Source organism: Chryseobacterium sp. PMSZPI, assembly GCF_002835665.1.
Classification (GTDB): Bacteria; Bacteroidota; Bacteroidia; order Flavobacteriales; family Weeksellaceae; genus Chryseobacterium.
This window is the reverse complement of sequence record NZ_PIZV01000025.1, coordinates 1-17903: the sequence shown is the minus strand read 5'-3', so window position 1 is coordinate 17903 and position 17903 is coordinate 1. Positions and strand designations below refer to the sequence as shown.

Here is a 17903-nt window from a genome sequence, read left to right as displayed (position 1 = left end):
CTACAGAAGAATTCACTCTGTGGTTAATATAATTTCTGCCAACTAATTGTTAGAAATTATAACAAATACTAACTTCCAGCCTCCTTCTTCCAGCTTCTAACCTTATTATTAAAGCATTCCTAATTCGAACTTAGCTTCTTCACTCATCATATCTTTATTCCAGCTCGGTTCAAAGGTAAGCTCTAAGTCAACACTTTTTACATGTTCTACTTCTCCTACTTTATCTTTTACCTCTTGCGGAAGAGTTTCTGCAACAGGACAGTTAGGAGTAGTAAGAGTCATTATAATTTTTACATCGGCATCATCGGAAATCTGTACATCATAAATCAACCCTAGTTCGTAGATATCTACCGGAATTTCGGGGTCGTATACGGTTTTTAGAACGCTGATGATTTCCTCACCAATGTCAGCAATTTGATCGTCTGTAAATTTCATTTTTTAATCTAGATTGATATTCCTTTTCAACAAATCTTCCTGACGCATACGTCGGAAAATATTTGCCAAAGTTAAGACATCTTTTTCACAATAGTCAACAATTCGCTGCAAGTCTTTTTCTATGTAGTAGATTGATGAAACCATTGAGCCGTCAATATCGTCCTTTGGAGTGGGAATACCGAAGACATGGGCGAGTAATTCCAATGATACAAAACTTTTATAATCCCCGAATTTCCAGAGCTCCATTGTGTCGATATGAGGAATCTCCCAAGGCTTTTTTCCAAACATCTGGAACGGAGCAGGAGGCTGCATTCCATTGATGAGGTATCGTCTGGCAATCCATGGGAAATCAAATTCTTTTCCGTTGTGGGCGCAAAGAATTACATTATAAAGCCTCGGGCTATTGAAGATTTCTCCAAATTCCTGAAGCATTTTCTTTTCATCATGCCCGGAGAAACTTTTTATTTTTAATGTTTCATTCTTTTCAACCATACCGATGGTGATGCAGATTATTTTTCCAAACTCGGCCATAATGCCGGCTCTGTCATAAAACTCCTCTGCAGAAACCTCTTCTTTTCTCTGAAATCTTGTTTTTTTATCCCAGAGATGTTGGTCGGTTTCGGATAATTCGTCCCAGGAGCCAGCCTGGGGAACGGTCTCAATATCAAGAAATAAAACTCTTTCTAATGGTATGTTCTGTATCATATGTGTTTTTTTAGCTATTATCCTACCTGCATTCCGTTTTTAATGGGTAATGAAGGAGTTAAAAGAGTAACGTCTTTTTTATCTTCTCCGTATAATCCCAAAACAAGACACTCACTGAAAAAATTGGCGATCTGTTTTTTAGGGAAGTTAACTACTGCTAAAATCTGTTTTCCTACTAGTTCATCCTTTTCATACAATGAGGTGATCTGTGCGGATGATTTTCTGATTCCCAAATCTCCAAAATCAATTTCCAGCTGATAGGAGGGGTTTCTGGCTTTTTCAAAGTCATTAACGGAAAGGATCGTTCCGCATCGGATGTCAATTTTTTCAAAATCTGCCCAAGTTATGTCTGGTTTTGTGGTCATGGTAATGTGTTAATTAAACGTTCTACTTCTGTTTTCTGTTCTGCATATTTTTGTTGTAGTTCTGAACCTTCACCCATCCTTTTATAGTATTCCAGGGCTTTGCTACCGAAGAATTTTTTATGAAAGTCAGAAACCTCCGGAATTTGTGGGAAAACTCTATGAAAAAGCATCTCATAATATGCTTGAAACTCTCTTTCATTTTTATCTTCTATTACCTGTCCGGGAGCCTTTTGCCTTACATGGAGCATTTCATGGGCAATCATGTTTAATACAAGATTCAGATCAAAGTCAAATAAATTTCTAGGAATCATTACCGTCTGCGGACCTCCCAATTCTCCTTCTGCAGTGAGAAGCATTGAGGTAGGAGAGAGCTCTTGTCTGAATCCAAATCCGGCAAAGTTTTCATGCTCCAGGTTAAAAGAATGAATCAGATACTTCGCCGCATCCAGAATCTGGTTGTGTTCTTTGTACGCATCAAGGTGTAGATTGACCTGTTCGAAATTCATTGGGAATATGTTTGATAACAAATGTATTAAAATATTGAGAATTAAAGAAAAGGTTAGGTGATTAAAGAGTTAAGGAATCTATTCAGTATTTCTTATGACATCTGCCTTTTTTACAGAAGAAAATTAATTGTAAAACATGATAAAACAGATGCTATAGAGTTTTTTGGTTACCAGGCTTTCAAATCAATGATGGCTTTTATCCTTTTATGTTTTTAGCTTTTCTTTCATACATCAATAATATGAACATTACCACTACAAATGCAGCATATGCATATTGACTACGCGATACTCCAACACCATAAGGAAACCATATTCCCTGAATATGAAGCTCAGATAATTCCTGCGCAAATAAGCCTATTGAAACAAGCAATACAGCAGGTAAATAAAACCAAACTCTTTTACCTTGTTTTTGGATTCCGGAGTAAATAATCAACATCATCATGATAGCAAATACTAATCGGACATATTTTGATACCGACTGAAATGCAGAATGAGGAATTGAATCTGATAACCACGGAAGAGCCAAAAGTTGTGAACCCATATAAATGAGTGTGCATCCAAAAATAACATTAGGAATCCAAGGACGATTGACAGCAAACCAATCCTTCCATGCCATAATCCATGAGCCCAATGCCAGTGGCATTAGAATAACTGTAGTTACTACATCTATTTCATGAGAGCTTTCTATCTGAAGCCAGTAATAAAAAGCCTGGTTAGCTCGAACCATTGCCAATAAAATTAATGCTATAATAAACCATTGATATTGTCGGCTAGGTTTATACAGATAGAAGATCAATAAAGCCAATAAAATAAAGAAAATAGGCTCAATCACTTCAACAATATAGCCTTTGATGGTTTGTCCCCATTGAAATTTATATTTTGATTCAATACTGTTTTTTTCTCCAAGCTCCGGTGCAATATGAATTCCTCCTGCATCAGGAATCTGACCTATTGTGGCCGAGCTCATCCATACCCTGATAGCAATTATGATCTGTTTTTCATTTCTTATACTTTCCGGTAAAAGGAATATTCTGGGTTGTATACTATAGGCGACCGGTATTGAAGTTGTAAAATCTCCGGCGCTTCCCAATAAAACTCCATTGACAAATAATTGATAGGCATCATCTACTGCAGGCGGACCTGTTAAAGCTAACCTATTTCCTTTAATTTTTTCTAAAGGAACTTTTATTCTATACCAGGCATAGCCGGAATATTTAGGGTGGCCTTTACTGGTCCAACCTCCTGTATAGCTCGTAAGGCCTACATCAGAGTCGTGTGCATCGGGTGAGGCCGTAAGATCCACATTCTCCCATGCTGAATCATCAAAATTGGGATCAGCCCATATAGGTTGGTCTCCTGTTTTGAATTTCCAGGGGCCATTTAATTTGATAGAGAGAGTATCCTTGTGAAATATGACAGCCTCTAAAGTTGAAAAGGCCATGGTCATTACGATCAATAGGAGTATGCCTGTTCTTGTGGAAATATATTTCTTTTGAAGGTAGATCATTCCTGAAAAATTTAAGCATTATTGCTAATATAGTGAAATAAATTAATCATTTGAAAATGAAATGATTACATGTGGTATTGAAATGGTAGAACTGCTGAGTAATAAAATAAAAAGCAGGACCGGAATTTTCCGGTCCTGCTAAACAAGATTAAGTGTAAAATTTAGCCCTTAAAGGCAAAAAGGATAAGTCAAATGTTAACAGATTTTTATTGATTCTTAATCTATGTTTAAGGGGATTGATAATAAAGGAATTTTATTCTTATATGCCATAATGGCTGTTTTGCTTCTGTGAAACAGGGACTCTAAAAAATTATATTTTTGAGGAACCATGGTGAGTAGGTCAGAGTTGGTTAGCTTTACTTCTTCTTCAATGGCTTTAACCACTTCAACAGATTGGATCATTTTAAAATTATATTTAATGTCATTAAGATCATATCCGGAGTTGAGATCTGCATCATGAATAACTTCTGTAAAATCACGTATTTTCTCACTTACATTAAATACTTCAATTTCAGAGTTGAAGGCATTGATGAACTCATAAATATTGTTCATGGCAGACCAGGTCATGCTTTTATGGGTATCATAGGCGAAAAGAATTTTTCGGATCCCTGTATATTCTATATGATTAGGAACAATCAATATGGGCTTTTTAATCTGATGAATAGCCGTAGTGACTGTATTTCCCAGAAGTTTTTGTTCAAGAGTTTTTTCTGCCATACCCATGACAACAAAATCCCCGTTTGTATTTTGAATGCAAAGATTAAGCTCTTCAATAAAATTACCGGACGCAAGATAGAAACCGGTATCGATGGAATATAACCCGCCAAGCTCAGATGCTTTATCGGAAAGCATTTTTTGATTCTTAAGGGTTTGTGCATAAAAAAAATCTGCAGAGGCCTGAGCATTAAGGGCATGAATGGAGACACTCTGCAAATTAAAAAGCACTATTTTATATTGTGTTTCTTTGGCCATAGAGGCAGCATAATGGGTGGCATTTTCTGCTTCCTGGGAAAAATCTGTGCATACAATTATTGTTTTCATTGTGCTGAAATTGGTAGAACAAAAATAAAATGGGAGATAAGCATATCTTATTAAAAATATTGTGACATTGCATAAAACGATGATGAAATGTCTTTTTCAGGTGATGAACCGTTAGCTTCCATTTGAAGTCTTTTATTTAACGTTTCAGGCTTAGTTTTGGCGGTCTCGTTTAAAATAGAAGAAAGCCTTAGAAAATCTATTTCTATATTTACATTCACAAAATCCCGAAGATGAATAGGATTTCTACAATCAGGAAAAATATAATACGATATAAAAAAATTCTTTCAACAATGAAAAGAAGGCTGGCTATTTGGGCTGTAGCCATCTTTACCTTTTGCATCTTTTCTTATCTTATTGATCCGTTTGATCCTGTTTGGCAAAACTATCTGCAAACTCCTCTGAAAATGTTTTTTGAAGATGCATTATGGGTCTTCTTTTTTTCAGCCATTATTTCAGAAGTGAGTCTGCTTATTGATAAAACCCTCAATAAGCTCCTTCCATGGAAAGACAGAACTGTTAAGAGATTGCTTGTGCAGGGAGTTCTTCAGATTGTTGGAAGCGTTCTGATTGTAATGATCATTAATGCTATTATTGACTGTAGTTCGCATAGTTTACCGGAAATGGATTCCCGGAAAGAGTATACCTTGCTGGGGCAATGGATTGCTACGAATATTGTTGTATCCTTAACGATCAGTGCATTTAATACTGTAGATTATCTTTTAGAAAACTGGAAGAAAACCGCTGTAGAAGCTGCCCAACATAAGCTGAGAGCTTCCAAGCATAAACAAGCTGCGATGGCAGCCGAACTACAGGCACTTAAGCTGCAGATAGACCCCCATTTTATTTTTAATAATTTAAGTGTCCTGTCTGAACTCATCCTCGAAGATCAACAACTTGGGTATGATTATTCAGAAAAATTTGCCAGAGTTTATCGGTACTTATTGGTAAATTCTAAGAAAGATATCATCGTAGTAGAAGAAGAATTGAAATTTTTGGAATCTTATATTTTCCTGATCGAAAAAAGAATTGGGGAAGGAGTTGTCTTTAAAATTAATATTCAGGAGGAATATAAATCGATGTATACACTCCCATTATCACTACAGCTATTGGTGGAAAATGCGATTAAACACAATCAAACTTCAAAATCTAATCCTTTAGAAATTGAGGTATATACCACCCCGGATAAGGAACTGGTGGTTTCCAATACTTTTTTACCATTGATCAATAAGCCGGATTCTTCAGGAGTTGGACTTACCAATATTATAGCAAGATATGAGATCCTGGGGTATACAAAACCGATGATAGAAAAAACCGAAAATAAATTTATTGTAAAACTTCCATTGATATGAAGATTAATAAAATTTTAATACTTGAGGACGAAAGACCCAATGCAGACAGGTTGAAAAGACTGTTGCTAAAGCTAAGACCTCATATCGAGATATTATCTGTAGAAGATTCGATTACCTCAGCAGTACATTGGCTGGAAAATAATGTAGTACCGGATGTCATTATGATGGATGTTCGTCTGGCAGATGGATTGAGCTTTGAAATATTCAATAAATGTGAAATAAAAAGTGCTGTAATTTTTACCACGGCTTATGATGAATATGCCGTACAAGCTTTTAAATATAACAGCATTGATTACCTTTTAAAACCCATAGAAGAAGAAGAGCTTGATGCCGCTTTAAAAAGGTATGAAACCTTTATGGAATCCGTTCCGGTAGTAGGATCAGCTATTGAAGGACTTCTCAATTATATTCAGCCTAAAGATTACAGAAAACGATTTCTTATCCCCCACAGAGACGGCTATAAAACAGTTCTTGCAGAAGATATTCTTTACTTTTATACAGAACTGGGAATCAGTAAAGCCATGCTGAACAGCGGCGTTATTGAAAATATTCCTCAAACATTGGAAGAACTTGAAAAACAGCTGGATCCGAAAACTTTTTTCCGGGCAAATAGACAATTTATCATTCATATTGATTCTGTAAAACAGGTTTTTAATCATTTTAACGGAAAATTAAAACTTGAACTCAGAAAACAACCCGATATGGAAGTAATCGTCAGTAGGGAAAAAGCTTCCATTTTCAAATCCTGGATGGATTATTAATGACAAAATACTATAAAATGATATAAGATTGCTTTACATAAAGGCAATCTTTTTGTTTTTATATCCTTAAGAAATGAATCGTAGAAATTGAAATGTTAAAATATTAATATGAAAAAAGCTACTTTTTATGGATTTAAATAGCCTGTATAGGGACTTTTCCTTTCATTTTTGGTATCATACGTTTCACCTGCGATTAACTACGTTTCACCTGATTTCTGTACGAGCATCCTTATTATATAAGCTTATTTTGCTGATGTAAAATTTAAAATCAAATGTTATGAATTATAGAAAAGGATATTGGGTGCTTTCACTTACAGCTGCAGCGATATTATATTCCTGCGGTTCAGGAAATGCTCAGGAAAACCCTCAACAAATGCCGGCATTACCTACAGACTTTATTCAGGTAAAGTCGGGGGATGAAGATGTATCTACAGGATATCCGGGAAGTATAGAAGGACAGGACAATGTAGAAATAAAAGCTCAGGTTACAGGATACCTGGAAGCGGTATATATTAAAGAAGGACAATATGTTAGTAAAGGCCAGACTTTATTTAGAATTAATCCATCTGTGTACAATGAACAGGTTAATACTAATCAGGCGGCTCTAAAAGCCGCCCTGGCCGCTCAGGAAACCGCCAGACTGGAAGTTGAAAAACTAAAACCTCTTGTAGAAGGGAAAGTTGTTTCCGATATGCAGTTGAAAACTGCACAGGCAAGTTATAAAGCAGCTTCTGCACAGGTAGCTCAGGCACAGTCGTCATTAGGGTCGTCAAAGATCAATGCTAATTTTACCTATATCAAAGCTCCTGTAAGCGGATATATCGGAAGGATTCCGAATAGAGTAGGAAACCTGATCAGTCCTTCTGATCCATCACCACTAACGACTCTTTCGAATATCAATACAGTGAATGTCTATTTCTCTATGAATGAGGCTGATTTTATTGCACATAGTAGAGCTACAACATCAGGAAACAACGCCGAAAATGTAGAGTTGATTTTGGCAGATGGTTCTACATACACTTTTAAAGGTAGATTAGAGAATGCCAGCGGAAACTTTGATAGAAACACAGGAAGTATCCAGATGAAAGCCGTTTTCCAAAATCCTGACAAATTATTGAGAGCGGGAGGTACTGCCAGAGTGCTGATTCACAATGCTCTGAATGGAGTCGTAAAACTTCCAAAAAATTCTGTGAAAGATATTCAGGACAGATTTTTTGTATACAAACTGGAGGGAAAGGATAAAGTGAAAATGACTCAAATTAAAGTTTCAGGAAGTACCACTCAGGACTATTTTATAAAAGAAGGAGTGAATGCAGGGGATAAGGTTGCGATCAACAGAATTGATGCCCTTACAGATGGAGCCCAGGTAGTTGCTAAAGTGGTTCCCTTGAAATAGTTTTATAATCATTCTTAGAAAATTCGAAAATGTTAAAAAAGATAATAGACCGCCCGGTATTGGCGACGGTGATATCCCTTATCATTGTCATTTTAGGGATAATAGGATTAAACCAGCTGGCAGTGACCAGATTCCCGGATATCTCACCACCTACTATTACAGTTTCCGGGTCTTATCCGGGAGGAAACAGTGAAACGGTGATCCGTTCTGTAGTAACCCCCTTAGAAGAACAAATCAATGGGGTGGAAGACATGGAGTATATGAAATCTACCGCAAGTAATGACGGTACATTTTCCATTTCTATCATATTCAAACAAGGGGTCAATGCGGATCAGGCTGCGGTGAACGTACAAAACAGAGTACAGCAGGCCACACCGATACTCCCGCAGGAAGTAGTGAGAATGGGACTTACTACGTCAAAACAACAAAACAGTATGGTATTGATTTTCAATATCTATACAGAAGATAATAAGCAATATGACGAAACCTTTTTACAAAACTACGCGAACATCAACCTTATTCCACAGGTTAAGAGAGTAAAAGGAGTAGGGCAGGCTATGGTATTTGGGATTAAAGACTATTCCATGAGAATCTGGCTTAATCCTCAGAAAATGTCTTCATACGGGCTTGAGCCGGCAGACGTTTCAAGAGCGATTGCTGATCATAGTTTAGAATCTGCTCCGGGTAAATTAGGAGAAGAATCTAATGCTGCATTAGAATATGTTATTCGATATAAAGGAAAAAAGAATAAGCCGGAACAATATGAAAATATTATTGTTAAAAATACCGGAACACAAGTAATCAGGCTTAAAGATGTTGCCCGTGTAGAATTCGGAGCCATTTCAAATACCGGAGATAACCTTTCTAATGGAAAGAATGCCGTTACAGTTGCAATTATGCAGACTACAGGTTCTAATGCCAATCAGATTGAAATAGGCGTTAATAAAGCCATTGAACAATTGTCGAAATCATTCCCTCCGGGTATCAAATATACCAAGGTAATGAGTACCAAAGAAAGATTAGATGAAGCTACAGGTCAGGTAAAATCTACTTTGATTGAAGCATTTATTCTTGTATTTATTGTGGTATTTGTTTTCCTACAGGATTTCAGGTCTACGATTATTCCGGCGATTGCGGTTCCGGTAGCCATTATTGGTACCTTCTTCTTTCTTTTAGTATTAGGATTTACCATCAACGTATTGACGCTTTTTGCCCTTGTATTGGCTATCGGTATTGTCGTAGATGATGCGATTGTTGTCGTGGAAGCGGTTCACAGTAATATGGAGGGGACTGATCTTTCCGGAAGAGATGCGACTCATAAAGCAATGAGTGAGATTACCGGAGCGGTTATTTCAATTACATTAGTGATGTCGGCAGTGTTCATTCCAATCGGATTCATGTCGGGGTCTGCAGGGCTGTTTTATAAACAATTTGCTTATACATTGGCTATTGCGATTATTATTTCTGCTGTCAATGCATTGACTCTGACTCCGGCTTTGTGCGCGGTTTTCCTGAAAAATCATCATGCAGAAGAAGGAGAGAAATCAAAAGGATTTGGGCAGAGATTCGCCGTGGCTTTTAATGCCGGGTTTAATAACATGACCAACCGTTATGCAAAAGGAGTAAAATTCCTGATAGGGCGTAAATGGATTGCAACAGGTTTAGTGGTGGGAATTATTGGAATAGCCGGATGGTTGATGTCCAGTACACCTAAAAGTTTCGTTCCTATGGAAGATGACGGCTTCTTTATGTATACCTTAAGTATGCCTCCGGGAACTGCACTGACAAAAACTACAGAAGTTTCCAATAAAATCAATGCGATCTTAAAAAGCATAGATGCGGTGAAGGAGAATACTTCTATTACGGGATATAACTTATTAAGTAATAGTGCCGGTCCTGCTTATGCAATGGGATTTGTTAAATTAAAACCTAAAAAAGAAAGAGGAGCTGTTCAGGATATCCAGGAAATTGTAGATATGGCCAACGGAAAACTGGCTGCCATCAAAGAAGGAAGTGTAATGACTTTCAGAATGCCACCTGTGGAAGGATATGGAATGACAAATGATGCAGAGATTGTTCTTCAGGACCGTATGGGTAGAGGTCCTCAGGTTCTTAAAGCAAAGGCAGATGAGGTGATAGGGCAATTGATGCAGATTCCGGAAGTAGCTTTTGCATATACCATGTTCAGAGCAGATTATCCTCAACTTGAGCTTGAAGTGAATGAAGACAAAGCTAAACAATTGGGAGTAAGTGTTTCGAATTTATTAGGAACAGTACAGACTTATTTTTCAGGAGATCAATCCCAGAATTTTTCAAGATTTGGAAAATTTTATAGAGTGAACATCAAGGCAGACGGTGTTTTCAGAATGGATGAACAGGCATTCAACGATATTTTTGTAAAAAATGACAAAGGAGATATGGTGCCGGTTAATACCCTGATTGCTTTGAAAAAAGTGTATGGGCCGGAATCTGTTCAACGTTATAATCTTTATAATTCACTCAATATTAACGTATCTCCAAAACCGGGAATAAGTAATGGAGCTTTGATGGATAAAATTGAAAAAACGTTAAGCAATCTACCCTCTGACTATAGCTACGAATGGACAGGGTTAAGTTTAGAAGAGAAATCAGCGGGAAATCAGACCGTTGTGATCTTGGGATTATGTTTACTTTTCGTATACCTGCTTCTTGCGGCTCAATATGAAAGTTATATTCTTCCTTTAGCAGTAATGCTTTCGATTCCGACAGGTATTGTAGGAGCATTCTTAGGAATAAAAACGATTGGGTTGGATAATAACATTTATGTACAGGTCGGTTTGATTATGCTTATCGGTTTATTGGCAAAAAATGCAATTCTTATTGTTGAATTTGCTGTACAGCGACGAAAAGCCGGATTATCGATCTTAGATTCAGCATTGGAAGGAGCAAAGGCGAGACTACGTCCGATTATCATGACATCATTGGCATTTATCGTAGGGATGATTCCATTGATGATCTCAACTGGAGGAATGGCTTCAGGAAATAAGTCGATCAGTGTAAGTGCTGCGATTGGAATGTTGAGTGGGGTTGTTTTGGGTGTGTTTGTAATCCCTGTACTATACATGTTCTTTCAGTATCTGGATGAGAAGTTTTCATCCAAAAAGAAGTATCCTGTAATACAAAATCAATTGACAAATGAGAATATTTAATATAAAGAATTTCCTTATTTCAGGCGCATTGGCATCATTACTGATGTCTTGTGCCGTAGGGAAAAAATATACAAGAACTGATCTTCAGGTTCCTGACACGTATAAGGAATCAGTACAGGTAACCGGAGATACAATAGTACTGCCCTGGAAGACTTTCTTCAAAGACCCTAAACTGATAGGATTAATAGATAAGGCCCTTACCAGAAATAACGAGGTAAATGTTGCTCTAAAAAATATAGAACAGCTGGATCTGATCTATAAACAAGCTAAATTATCACTTATGCCTACATTGGACTTAAGTGCAGGAGGCAATAGAAGCTGGGCTTCTAAAAATAGTCTTAACGGATCTCTTAATGAGCAATTTTTGGGGTCAACACATATGGATGACTTTACAGCAACCCTTAGACTTTCGTGGGAAGTAGATATCTGGGGAAAAGCTAAAATGCAGAAAGAATCGGCTGCTGCTGAATATTTTGCTCAAAAAGAAAATCTAAATGCGATTAAAAGCCGCATTGTTGTACAGGTTGCACAAGCTTATTATAATCTGATAAGTCTCGATGAACAGCTGAAAATAGCAGAGCAAAACATTGAATTGAGTGACAGCACACTTAAAATGATGAAGCTTCAGTTCACAGCAGGGCAAATCAACTCATTGGCTGTACAACAATCCGAGGCACAAAAGAAAACTGCGGAGCTTTTAATTCCTCTTGCAAAGCAGAATATTTCCATCCAGGAAAATGCATTGAGTATCCTTTGTGGAGAATATCCTTCTAAAATCGAAAGAGAAGGCAGCCTGAAAAATATGATTCCTGAAAATAAACTATCGGAAGGACTTCCTGCACAGTTGCTAAGTAGAAGACCGGATTTAAAAGTTGCCGAGTTTAATGTGATCAGCTTAAATGCAAAAACAGGATTGGCAAAAGCCGCAATGTATCCAAGCATCAGCCTAAGTCCGCAAATTGGAGTGAACTCCAACAAATTCAGTTCATGGTTCGACATTCCGGGATCAATTACCAAAGCTATTGCAGCTAATCTGGCAGCTCCTATTTTTCAGAAGAAACAATTGAAAACGGCTTATGAAACTGCATTAATAGAACAGGAAAAAGCGGCAATCAACTTTAAGCAGTCGGTAATGACAGCTGTTGGAGAAGTTTCTGATGCCATGGCAAAATCTAAAGGTACTTCTGAAAGATTAGATCTTTTGGATCAAAGAACAATTATTTTGGATAAGGGAATCAATGATGCGCTTAAATTATATAAAAGTGGTATGGCCACTTATCTTGAGGTTATTACCGCACAGAACAATAAGTTGCAGAACGATTTAGAATCCATTAATGTTACCCTTGAAAGATTAAATGCTGAGGTAGATTTGTACAGAGCTCTTGGCGGTGGAGTACAATAAAATGTAAATGGTAAATAATGGAAAGGAAGTTACATATTGTAGCTTCCTTTTTTTTAGTTCTGTAAATCAATTATTTAAGAAAAATTTTCTTATTTTTTTTAAAAATCATGCAAGATTTACAAAAAATAAGATTTATATAAGTGAGTACTCGAAAATAATCAATGTTTAATGTAAAAAATAATGTAATGAAGAAATTTACAGTACCCAAATTTTTAATAGCTGTTTTAATTGTATTAACAGGCCTCTCTTTATTTTCATGTAATGACAATGATGGACCGGAAATTCCACCTGTAAAAATGGAAGATATCAAAGGAAGTTATAAAGGAAGACTGATTACGATACAAGGAAGCTCCAGAACAGAAAAAATTATAGATTTTAAAGCTAAAAAAGATACCATAGCATTTGCAGAATTTCCAATCAATGAAATTGTAAAGACCGTTATCAAAGATCCTGTAAAAGCAGAAACTGCAATTAAGGCGATTGGAAAGATTAAATATGATCTTGACTACAAGGCGACGATAAATACGGAAAATAATGTATTGGAATTGGTTTTTGCTCCTAAAGTATTGGAGTTTCAAATTCCTGTAGATGGAGTCAATAAAAAAACAAAAGTAGTATTAAGTGCCAAGCAGAAAGGATTTTTTGTGGGAATGGATCAATCACTAAGATTTGCTATGGCAGCAGACAAAATAACCGTTGATGATCTTGAAATTACTCCTTATGAGACGATTAATTACAATCTTCCATTTTGTGTAAAAAACTATTAATAGATAAAAAAACAGAAATGGATTGTATCTGATCACATGCAATCTATTTTTGTTTTAAAATTTTAATCAGTATTCGATCGGATACGGAAGCTGTACATGGAAGAAACTAAAGAACAGATTTTGATAAAGCACCTTCTGATGAAGGAGGAGGCTGCCTGGAAAGAGCTTTTTGGAGCTTATTCCGGAAATCTGACTTACGTTTGCTCCCGTTATATCACAGAGAAAGAGGATGCTCATGATATACTTCAAAACAGTTTTATCAAGATGTTCCGATCGATAGAATCTTTTGAATATAGAGGAAATGGTTCTTTGAAAGCGTGGATGACCCGTATTGTAGTGAATGAATCATTGAAGCATATAAAACAGAAAGCCGATTGGAAGTCAACGGTTGAGGTGCAAGACCTGCCGGATATTCCTAATGAAGAAGAACCTGATTTTGAAGAAATTCCACGGACGGTTATTATGAAAATGATCAAATCACTACCGGATGGATACAGGACTGTTTTCAATTTATATGTTTTTGAACAAAAAAATCATAAAGAAATTGCAGCGCTTTTGGGAATTGCAGAAAATTCTTCAGCGTCACAGTTTCATCGGGCAAAAGCATTGCTTGTTCAGAAAATAAAAGAGTTTAAAAATGTCAAAAAAACACAATATGAGTAATCAATGGCTGAACAACCTGCGAAGCAGAATGGAAGACCATGAAGAGGAGGTTCCTGATGAATTGTGGGATGACATCAGAGAAGATTTGTTCTCTGAAGAAAATAAACATACTATAATCGGATTTGTTCCTCAGGAGCAGTCTGTTATAGAAGAAAAGAATATTGAAAAGACAAGTTATAGACATTTGTTTTATCGTGTTGGAGGCGTGGCTGTTGCGGCTGTATTGGCATTTTTTGCAATAAAGATGATTCCGTACCCTGAAGAAAGGAATTCCGGTTTGAAGAACACAAAAGAGACTAAAAAAACGAAGGATACTAGTCTTGTATTAAAAAATATTGATACCCGTACCAGCTTACCTCTTGAAAATAAGGTTGATGCTGGGAACTTGGTACCTGAAAAATGGATAGTAGAAAATTTAAAAGAAAAAGACTTTAAGAAGAAAGTACATCCAGAAATATATAACAATGATGAGAATATTGCTGAATTCATTTTAAAAGGTAAAGAACTCAATGGATTGTTGATCCCGAAACTGCCTGCTCAGGAGGTTGTGATTATGAATGAAATACTGCCTCAACAAATAGAGGAAAAAGAAACTGTTGAAGTAGTTTTTCCTTTAGAAAAGAAACAGGAGAAATATGCAGACAATAAAAAAGCTCATTCCAAGAAGCCTTGGATGTTGAGTATGCTTACCGGAAATGCCTCTTCAAATACTGCACAACAACAGTTCCCGGGGTATGCTTCGATAAGCGGAAAACCAATGAGTATTAATGAAGTTTGGAGTACATCTACTTATGATGAAAATCCATTAACTGCAGTTTTGCTTGCTAATCAAAGTAAGTTGGTAGAGGCCAGGATTAAGCATAGAGTACCGGTTACATTAGGATTGTCACTCTACTATAATCTTGGGAAAAAATGGGGATTAGGAACAGGATTAAACTATACAAAACTGATGTCGGAACTTCATTCAGGAAGTGGAGCGAATTATATAAAAGGAGAACAAACCCTTCATTATGTAGGAATTCCTGTTCAAGTTAATTATAATGTAGTTGAGAAAGGAAGGTTTACGGGATATATCACCGGAGGAGCATTGGTGGAAAAGCCTGTATCAGGAAGTCTTACGACGACTTATATCGTCAATGATGAAGTAAAAGAAACGTCAAAAGAACGTTTGGACAATAAGCCTTTACAGTTTTCAGTCAATACCGGAGTAGGACTTCAGTTGAAGGTGATTGATAAGTTTGGAATTTATGCAGAACCGGGTATTGGATATCATTTTAAGGATGACAATTCTCCCAATACAATCTATAAGGAGAAACCCTTGCAGTTCAATTTAAAGTTTGGGATCAGATTATTGCTTGATTAATGTAGAGCATTTACAAAGACTAAATCAACTTTAAATATTTACTATGAAAACAAGATTAATTTTTTTTACTTTCTTACTATTGAATGTTCTGGGTGTAAAAGCCCAGTGCAATCCGACCATTACAAGTCCCAGATTAGGTGTTCAATATCCGGATAAAATTTTGTTTTGCAACTCTGAAACTGAAGTGCTTTCTACACAAACATTTGGGACCTATCAATGGTATAAACAGGCATGGACATGGCAGACTCCTAATACCAATCCCTGGGTAGCGATTCCGGGGGCTACATCACAACAATTGACGATCAATGGAACTGACGATCAATTGTATTATTTTAAAGTTTCAATTACTGAAGGTGATTGCATTGCGGAGAGCCCGGCTATTATGGCAGATGGATTTGTATACGCTCTGCCGGCCATGATCTCTACTTTTACACCCGGAACTTATGAGCAGATCGCAGGAGGGGAATACAATATATGTGCGGGTGCTTCTGTGCAGTTTGATGATGCATTTCCCGTTGTATACGGAATTCATACATGGTACAAGTGTATTCCAAGTAACATACCTCCGGTTTCCGGTGATCCGTGCATCATTAGTGGAGTAACAGGAGATTCTTACACTGCCACAACATCGGGCGAGTATGGATTTTATGCCTGTACAGAATATTGTCCTGATGAATGCAAATTTTTGGGAACCAATTCATTCTTGAAACTGAATTTTGGAAACTGGGATTTCTGTAAGAGTTTAGGTACAGGAGAAATAACTTCTAATGCAACCAACTTTAAAGTATATCCCAATCCTACAGCCCAGTTCCTTTATATTGGAAAACAATCTGATAAATCCTACAAAGAAGTTTCCATCATAGATATGTCCGGAAGAATCGTTTTGAAGAAAAATGATCATCAATATAATCAGTCCATCGACGTAAGCAATCTTACACCTGGAAATTATATGATTATTTCTAAAAGTTCGGAGGGTAAAGAATACAAAAACAAATTCATTAAAAAATAGATTAATATTTTTTATTAGTTTTAGTTGTGGTTAGGTCGGTACAAAATTTATTTTTTGTACCGTTTTTATTATTAGGAATAGTTAAAAAATAATACATCTGCATTAAATACAAAGCTTAGACTAAGCGTTATTTTACTCAGGGGCATTTTACTATTTATAATTTCATGATTCTGTTGATATCATTTGTAATAGCTCTTTTTTTGTAGAATACTATTCATCGAGATTGATACTTTATAAAATCACTTTCATATTCGGAACTCATTCCACGCAGGCATTTGTTGAAGGGGATGTTTGAAACTGTTAATGAGATTGGGGGGATGAAAAAAATTCTACTAAGCCCCTTAAAAACAACCACTATAATTTCAAAGCTATTGACATTCAAATATAGCTTTGAAATTTACATTCTCATTTAGTTCGATAAAACGAACATTTTATAATACTGTTTTTTTATTATGTATTCATTTTTAAAATTATAATAAATAATACTCTAAATTAAAAATACGACGAGTTTCGTCGTTTCGGCAGTATACTTTCGTCAAACAAAAGATTTTGGATTTTATATTGAAACGTGAGGATGATAGGCTTAAAATTTATAAAATAAATCTTTTTGTTGTGAATTCAAAAATAGTATTTTTACAAAAACATAAATTAATATATCAATATGATGACAAAACAAAAATTATTATCAATTTCCTTATTCGTATCAACATTAACATTTGCTCAAAGCTGGAATATTACAGGAAATGCAGGCACAAATCCTCCCAATAATTTTATCGGAACTACAGACTCTAAAGACCTGGTTGTTAAAACCAATAATGTTGAAAGAATAAGAATTACTCCTGCCGGAAATGTGGCTATTGGAGGGACACCTGATGATCCATATGTGCCATTTCAGGTATATGGAAGATCTCAAATCAGAACTAATGTGAATAGTGATGGCCTTCTGGTCAGTAATTCATTTCCTAAGCTTGATTCCGGAACTGATTTAATTTGGGTTAAATATGATAATTACCAACCTAATGATGTAGGACTTTTATCGCTTTCTACACCTTCATTTGTAGGAGACTGGCCTAAGTCGGTATTCACGGTACGGGCTTCCGGAAAGATTCTTGTGGGCCAAATCTGGAATGGTGCAGTTTGTAGTGACTGTAATGAATATCGACTTTTTGTAAAAGATGGAATAAAAGCAGAAAAAGTAAAAGTTGAATCATCAGCGAATGGTTGAGCAGATTATGTATTCAAAAAAGACTATAAACTTCGTCCTTTAGAAGATGTTGAAAAACATATTGCAGAAAAAGGACATCTTCCTAATATTCCGTCTGCACATGAAGTAGAGAAAGAAGGAATTAATTTAGGAGAAATGGATGCTAAACTTCTGGAAAAAATTGAAGAATTAACACTTTACTCTATTGAACAAAATAAGCAGTTAAAATTCCAGGCAGAAGA

General features: G+C 36.2%; 16 protein-coding genes. 10 read left to right on the top strand and 6 right to left on the bottom strand.

Features of this window, described 5'->3' with window-relative positions:
• Nucleotides 1-108 precede the first annotated feature (108 nt).
• The 6 genes from CW752_RS05225 to CW752_RS05200 form a co-directional block, all read right to left on the bottom strand.
• Nucleotides 109-435, bottom strand: a complete 327-nt coding sequence (locus CW752_RS05225) for an SUF system Fe-S cluster assembly protein (protein WP_050021700.1) — start codon at nt 433-435, stop codon at nt 109-111.
• A gap of 3 nt (nt 436-438) precedes the next feature.
• On the bottom strand, nt 439-1140 hold the full coding sequence (locus CW752_RS05220) for a 3'-5' exonuclease (RefSeq protein WP_101238704.1): 702 nt from the start codon (nt 1138-1140) through the stop codon (nt 439-441).
• A 17-nt stretch (nt 1141-1157) separates the two neighbouring features.
• The gene (locus CW752_RS05215; protein WP_101238703.1) at nt 1158-1505 is read right to left on the bottom strand and encodes a tRNA-binding protein; all 348 of its coding nucleotides are present in this window, start codon (nt 1503-1505) and stop codon (nt 1158-1160) included.
• Nucleotides 1502-2011, bottom strand: coding sequence for a hypothetical protein (locus CW752_RS05210; protein ID WP_101238702.1), 510 nt, complete (start codon nt 2009-2011; stop codon nt 1502-1504). The genes CW752_RS05215 and CW752_RS05210 overlap by 4 nt, the downstream gene beginning before the upstream one ends.
• Before the next feature lie 196 nt (nt 2012-2207).
• On the bottom strand, nt 2208-3518 hold the full coding sequence (locus tag CW752_RS05205; RefSeq protein ID WP_101238701.1) for a glycoside hydrolase: 1311 nt from the start codon (nt 3516-3518) through the stop codon (nt 2208-2210).
• A 216-nt stretch (nt 3519-3734) separates the two neighbouring features.
• A complete protein-coding gene (locus CW752_RS05200) occupies nt 3735-4559 on the bottom strand; it encodes a universal stress protein (protein WP_101238700.1) in 825 nt (274 codons plus the stop codon).
• 290 nt (nt 4560-4849) lie between these two features.
• On the opposite strand from CW752_RS05200, the gene CW752_RS05195 reads away from it, so the two are divergent.
• From CW752_RS05195 to CW752_RS16840, 10 genes are all read left to right on the top strand, one after another.
• Nucleotides 4850-5908 (top strand): sensor histidine kinase, encoded by a 1059-nt coding sequence (locus CW752_RS05195; protein ID WP_228401632.1) that lies wholly within the window; start codon nt 4850-4852, stop codon nt 5906-5908.
• Entirely contained in the window at nt 5905-6669 is a 765-nt protein-coding gene (locus CW752_RS05190) for a LytR/AlgR family response regulator transcription factor (protein ID WP_101238698.1), read from the top strand. Before CW752_RS05195 ends, CW752_RS05190 begins: the two co-directional genes overlap by 4 nt.
• Before the next feature lie 277 nt (nt 6670-6946).
• Nucleotides 6947-8065 (top strand): efflux RND transporter periplasmic adaptor subunit, encoded by a 1119-nt coding sequence (locus tag CW752_RS05185; RefSeq protein ID WP_101238697.1) that lies wholly within the window; start codon nt 6947-6949, stop codon nt 8063-8065.
• A gap of 29 nt (nt 8066-8094) precedes the next feature.
• A complete protein-coding gene (locus CW752_RS05180) occupies nt 8095-11253 on the top strand; it encodes an efflux RND transporter permease subunit (RefSeq protein ID WP_101238696.1) in 3159 nt (1052 codons plus the stop codon).
• Nucleotides 11240-12655, top strand: a complete 1416-nt coding sequence (locus CW752_RS05175) for an efflux transporter outer membrane subunit (protein WP_101238695.1) — start codon at nt 11240-11242, stop codon at nt 12653-12655. The genes CW752_RS05180 and CW752_RS05175 overlap by 14 nt, the downstream gene beginning before the upstream one ends.
• Nucleotides 12656-12840: 185 nt before the next feature.
• A complete protein-coding gene (locus CW752_RS05170) occupies nt 12841-13422 on the top strand; it encodes a DUF4840 domain-containing protein (RefSeq protein WP_101238740.1) in 582 nt (193 codons plus the stop codon).
• Nucleotides 13423-13518: 96 nt separating this feature from the next.
• A complete protein-coding gene (locus tag CW752_RS05165; RefSeq protein WP_101238694.1) occupies nt 13519-14085 on the top strand; it encodes an RNA polymerase sigma factor in 567 nt (188 codons plus the stop codon).
• On the top strand, nt 14078-15448 hold the full coding sequence (locus CW752_RS05160; protein WP_185117576.1) for a porin family protein: 1371 nt from the start codon (nt 14078-14080) through the stop codon (nt 15446-15448). The genes CW752_RS05165 and CW752_RS05160 overlap by 8 nt, the downstream gene beginning before the upstream one ends.
• Nucleotides 15449-15491: 43 nt before the next feature.
• Entirely contained in the window at nt 15492-16457 is a 966-nt protein-coding gene (locus tag CW752_RS05155; RefSeq protein ID WP_101238692.1) for a T9SS type A sorting domain-containing protein, read from the top strand.
• A gap of 661 nt (nt 16458-17118) precedes the next feature.
• On the top strand, nt 17119-17682 hold the full coding sequence (locus CW752_RS16840) for a hypothetical protein (RefSeq protein ID WP_185117575.1): 564 nt from the start codon (nt 17119-17121) through the stop codon (nt 17680-17682).
• The last annotated feature ends 221 nt before the right edge of the window (nt 17683-17903 follow it).

What these genes read in the sequence shown, in the direction of transcription:
- CW752_RS05225 (WP_050021700.1), bottom strand. Translation starts at nt 435, where the DNA reads ATGAAATTTACAGACGATCAAATTGCTGACATTGGTGAGGAAATCATC.
- CW752_RS05220 (WP_101238704.1), bottom strand. Translation starts at nt 1,140, where the DNA reads ATGATACAGAACATACCATTAGAAAGAGTTTTATTTCTTGATATTGAG.
- CW752_RS05215 (WP_101238703.1), bottom strand. Translation starts at nt 1,505, where the DNA reads ATGACCACAAAACCAGACATAACTTGGGCAGATTTTGAAAAAATTGAC.
- CW752_RS05210 (WP_101238702.1), bottom strand. Translation starts at nt 2,011, where the DNA reads ATGAATTTCGAACAGGTCAATCTACACCTTGATGCGTACAAAGAACAC.
- CW752_RS05205 (WP_101238701.1), bottom strand. Translation starts at nt 3,518, where the DNA reads ATGATCTACCTTCAAAAGAAATATATTTCCACAAGAACAGGCATACTC.
- CW752_RS05200 (WP_101238700.1), bottom strand. Translation starts at nt 4,559, where the DNA reads ATGAAAACAATAATTGTATGCACAGATTTTTCCCAGGAAGCAGAAAAT.
- CW752_RS05195 (WP_228401632.1), top strand. Translation starts at nt 4,850, where the DNA reads ATGAAAAGAAGGCTGGCTATTTGGGCTGTAGCCATCTTTACCTTTTGC.
- CW752_RS05190 (WP_101238698.1), top strand. Translation starts at nt 5,905, where the DNA reads ATGAAGATTAATAAAATTTTAATACTTGAGGACGAAAGACCCAATGCA.
- CW752_RS05185 (WP_101238697.1), top strand. Translation starts at nt 6,947, where the DNA reads ATGAATTATAGAAAAGGATATTGGGTGCTTTCACTTACAGCTGCAGCG.
- CW752_RS05180 (WP_101238696.1), top strand. Translation starts at nt 8,095, where the DNA reads ATGTTAAAAAAGATAATAGACCGCCCGGTATTGGCGACGGTGATATCC.
- CW752_RS05175 (WP_101238695.1), top strand. Translation starts at nt 11,240, where the DNA reads ATGAGAATATTTAATATAAAGAATTTCCTTATTTCAGGCGCATTGGCA.
- CW752_RS05170 (WP_101238740.1), top strand. Translation starts at nt 12,841, where the DNA reads ATGAAGAAATTTACAGTACCCAAATTTTTAATAGCTGTTTTAATTGTA.
- CW752_RS05165 (WP_101238694.1), top strand. Translation starts at nt 13,519, where the DNA reads ATGGAAGAAACTAAAGAACAGATTTTGATAAAGCACCTTCTGATGAAG.
- CW752_RS05160 (WP_185117576.1), top strand. Translation starts at nt 14,078, where the DNA reads ATGAGTAATCAATGGCTGAACAACCTGCGAAGCAGAATGGAAGACCAT.
- CW752_RS05155 (WP_101238692.1), top strand. Translation starts at nt 15,492, where the DNA reads ATGAAAACAAGATTAATTTTTTTTACTTTCTTACTATTGAATGTTCTG.
- CW752_RS16840 (WP_185117575.1), top strand. Translation starts at nt 17,119, where the DNA reads ATGATGACAAAACAAAAATTATTATCAATTTCCTTATTCGTATCAACA.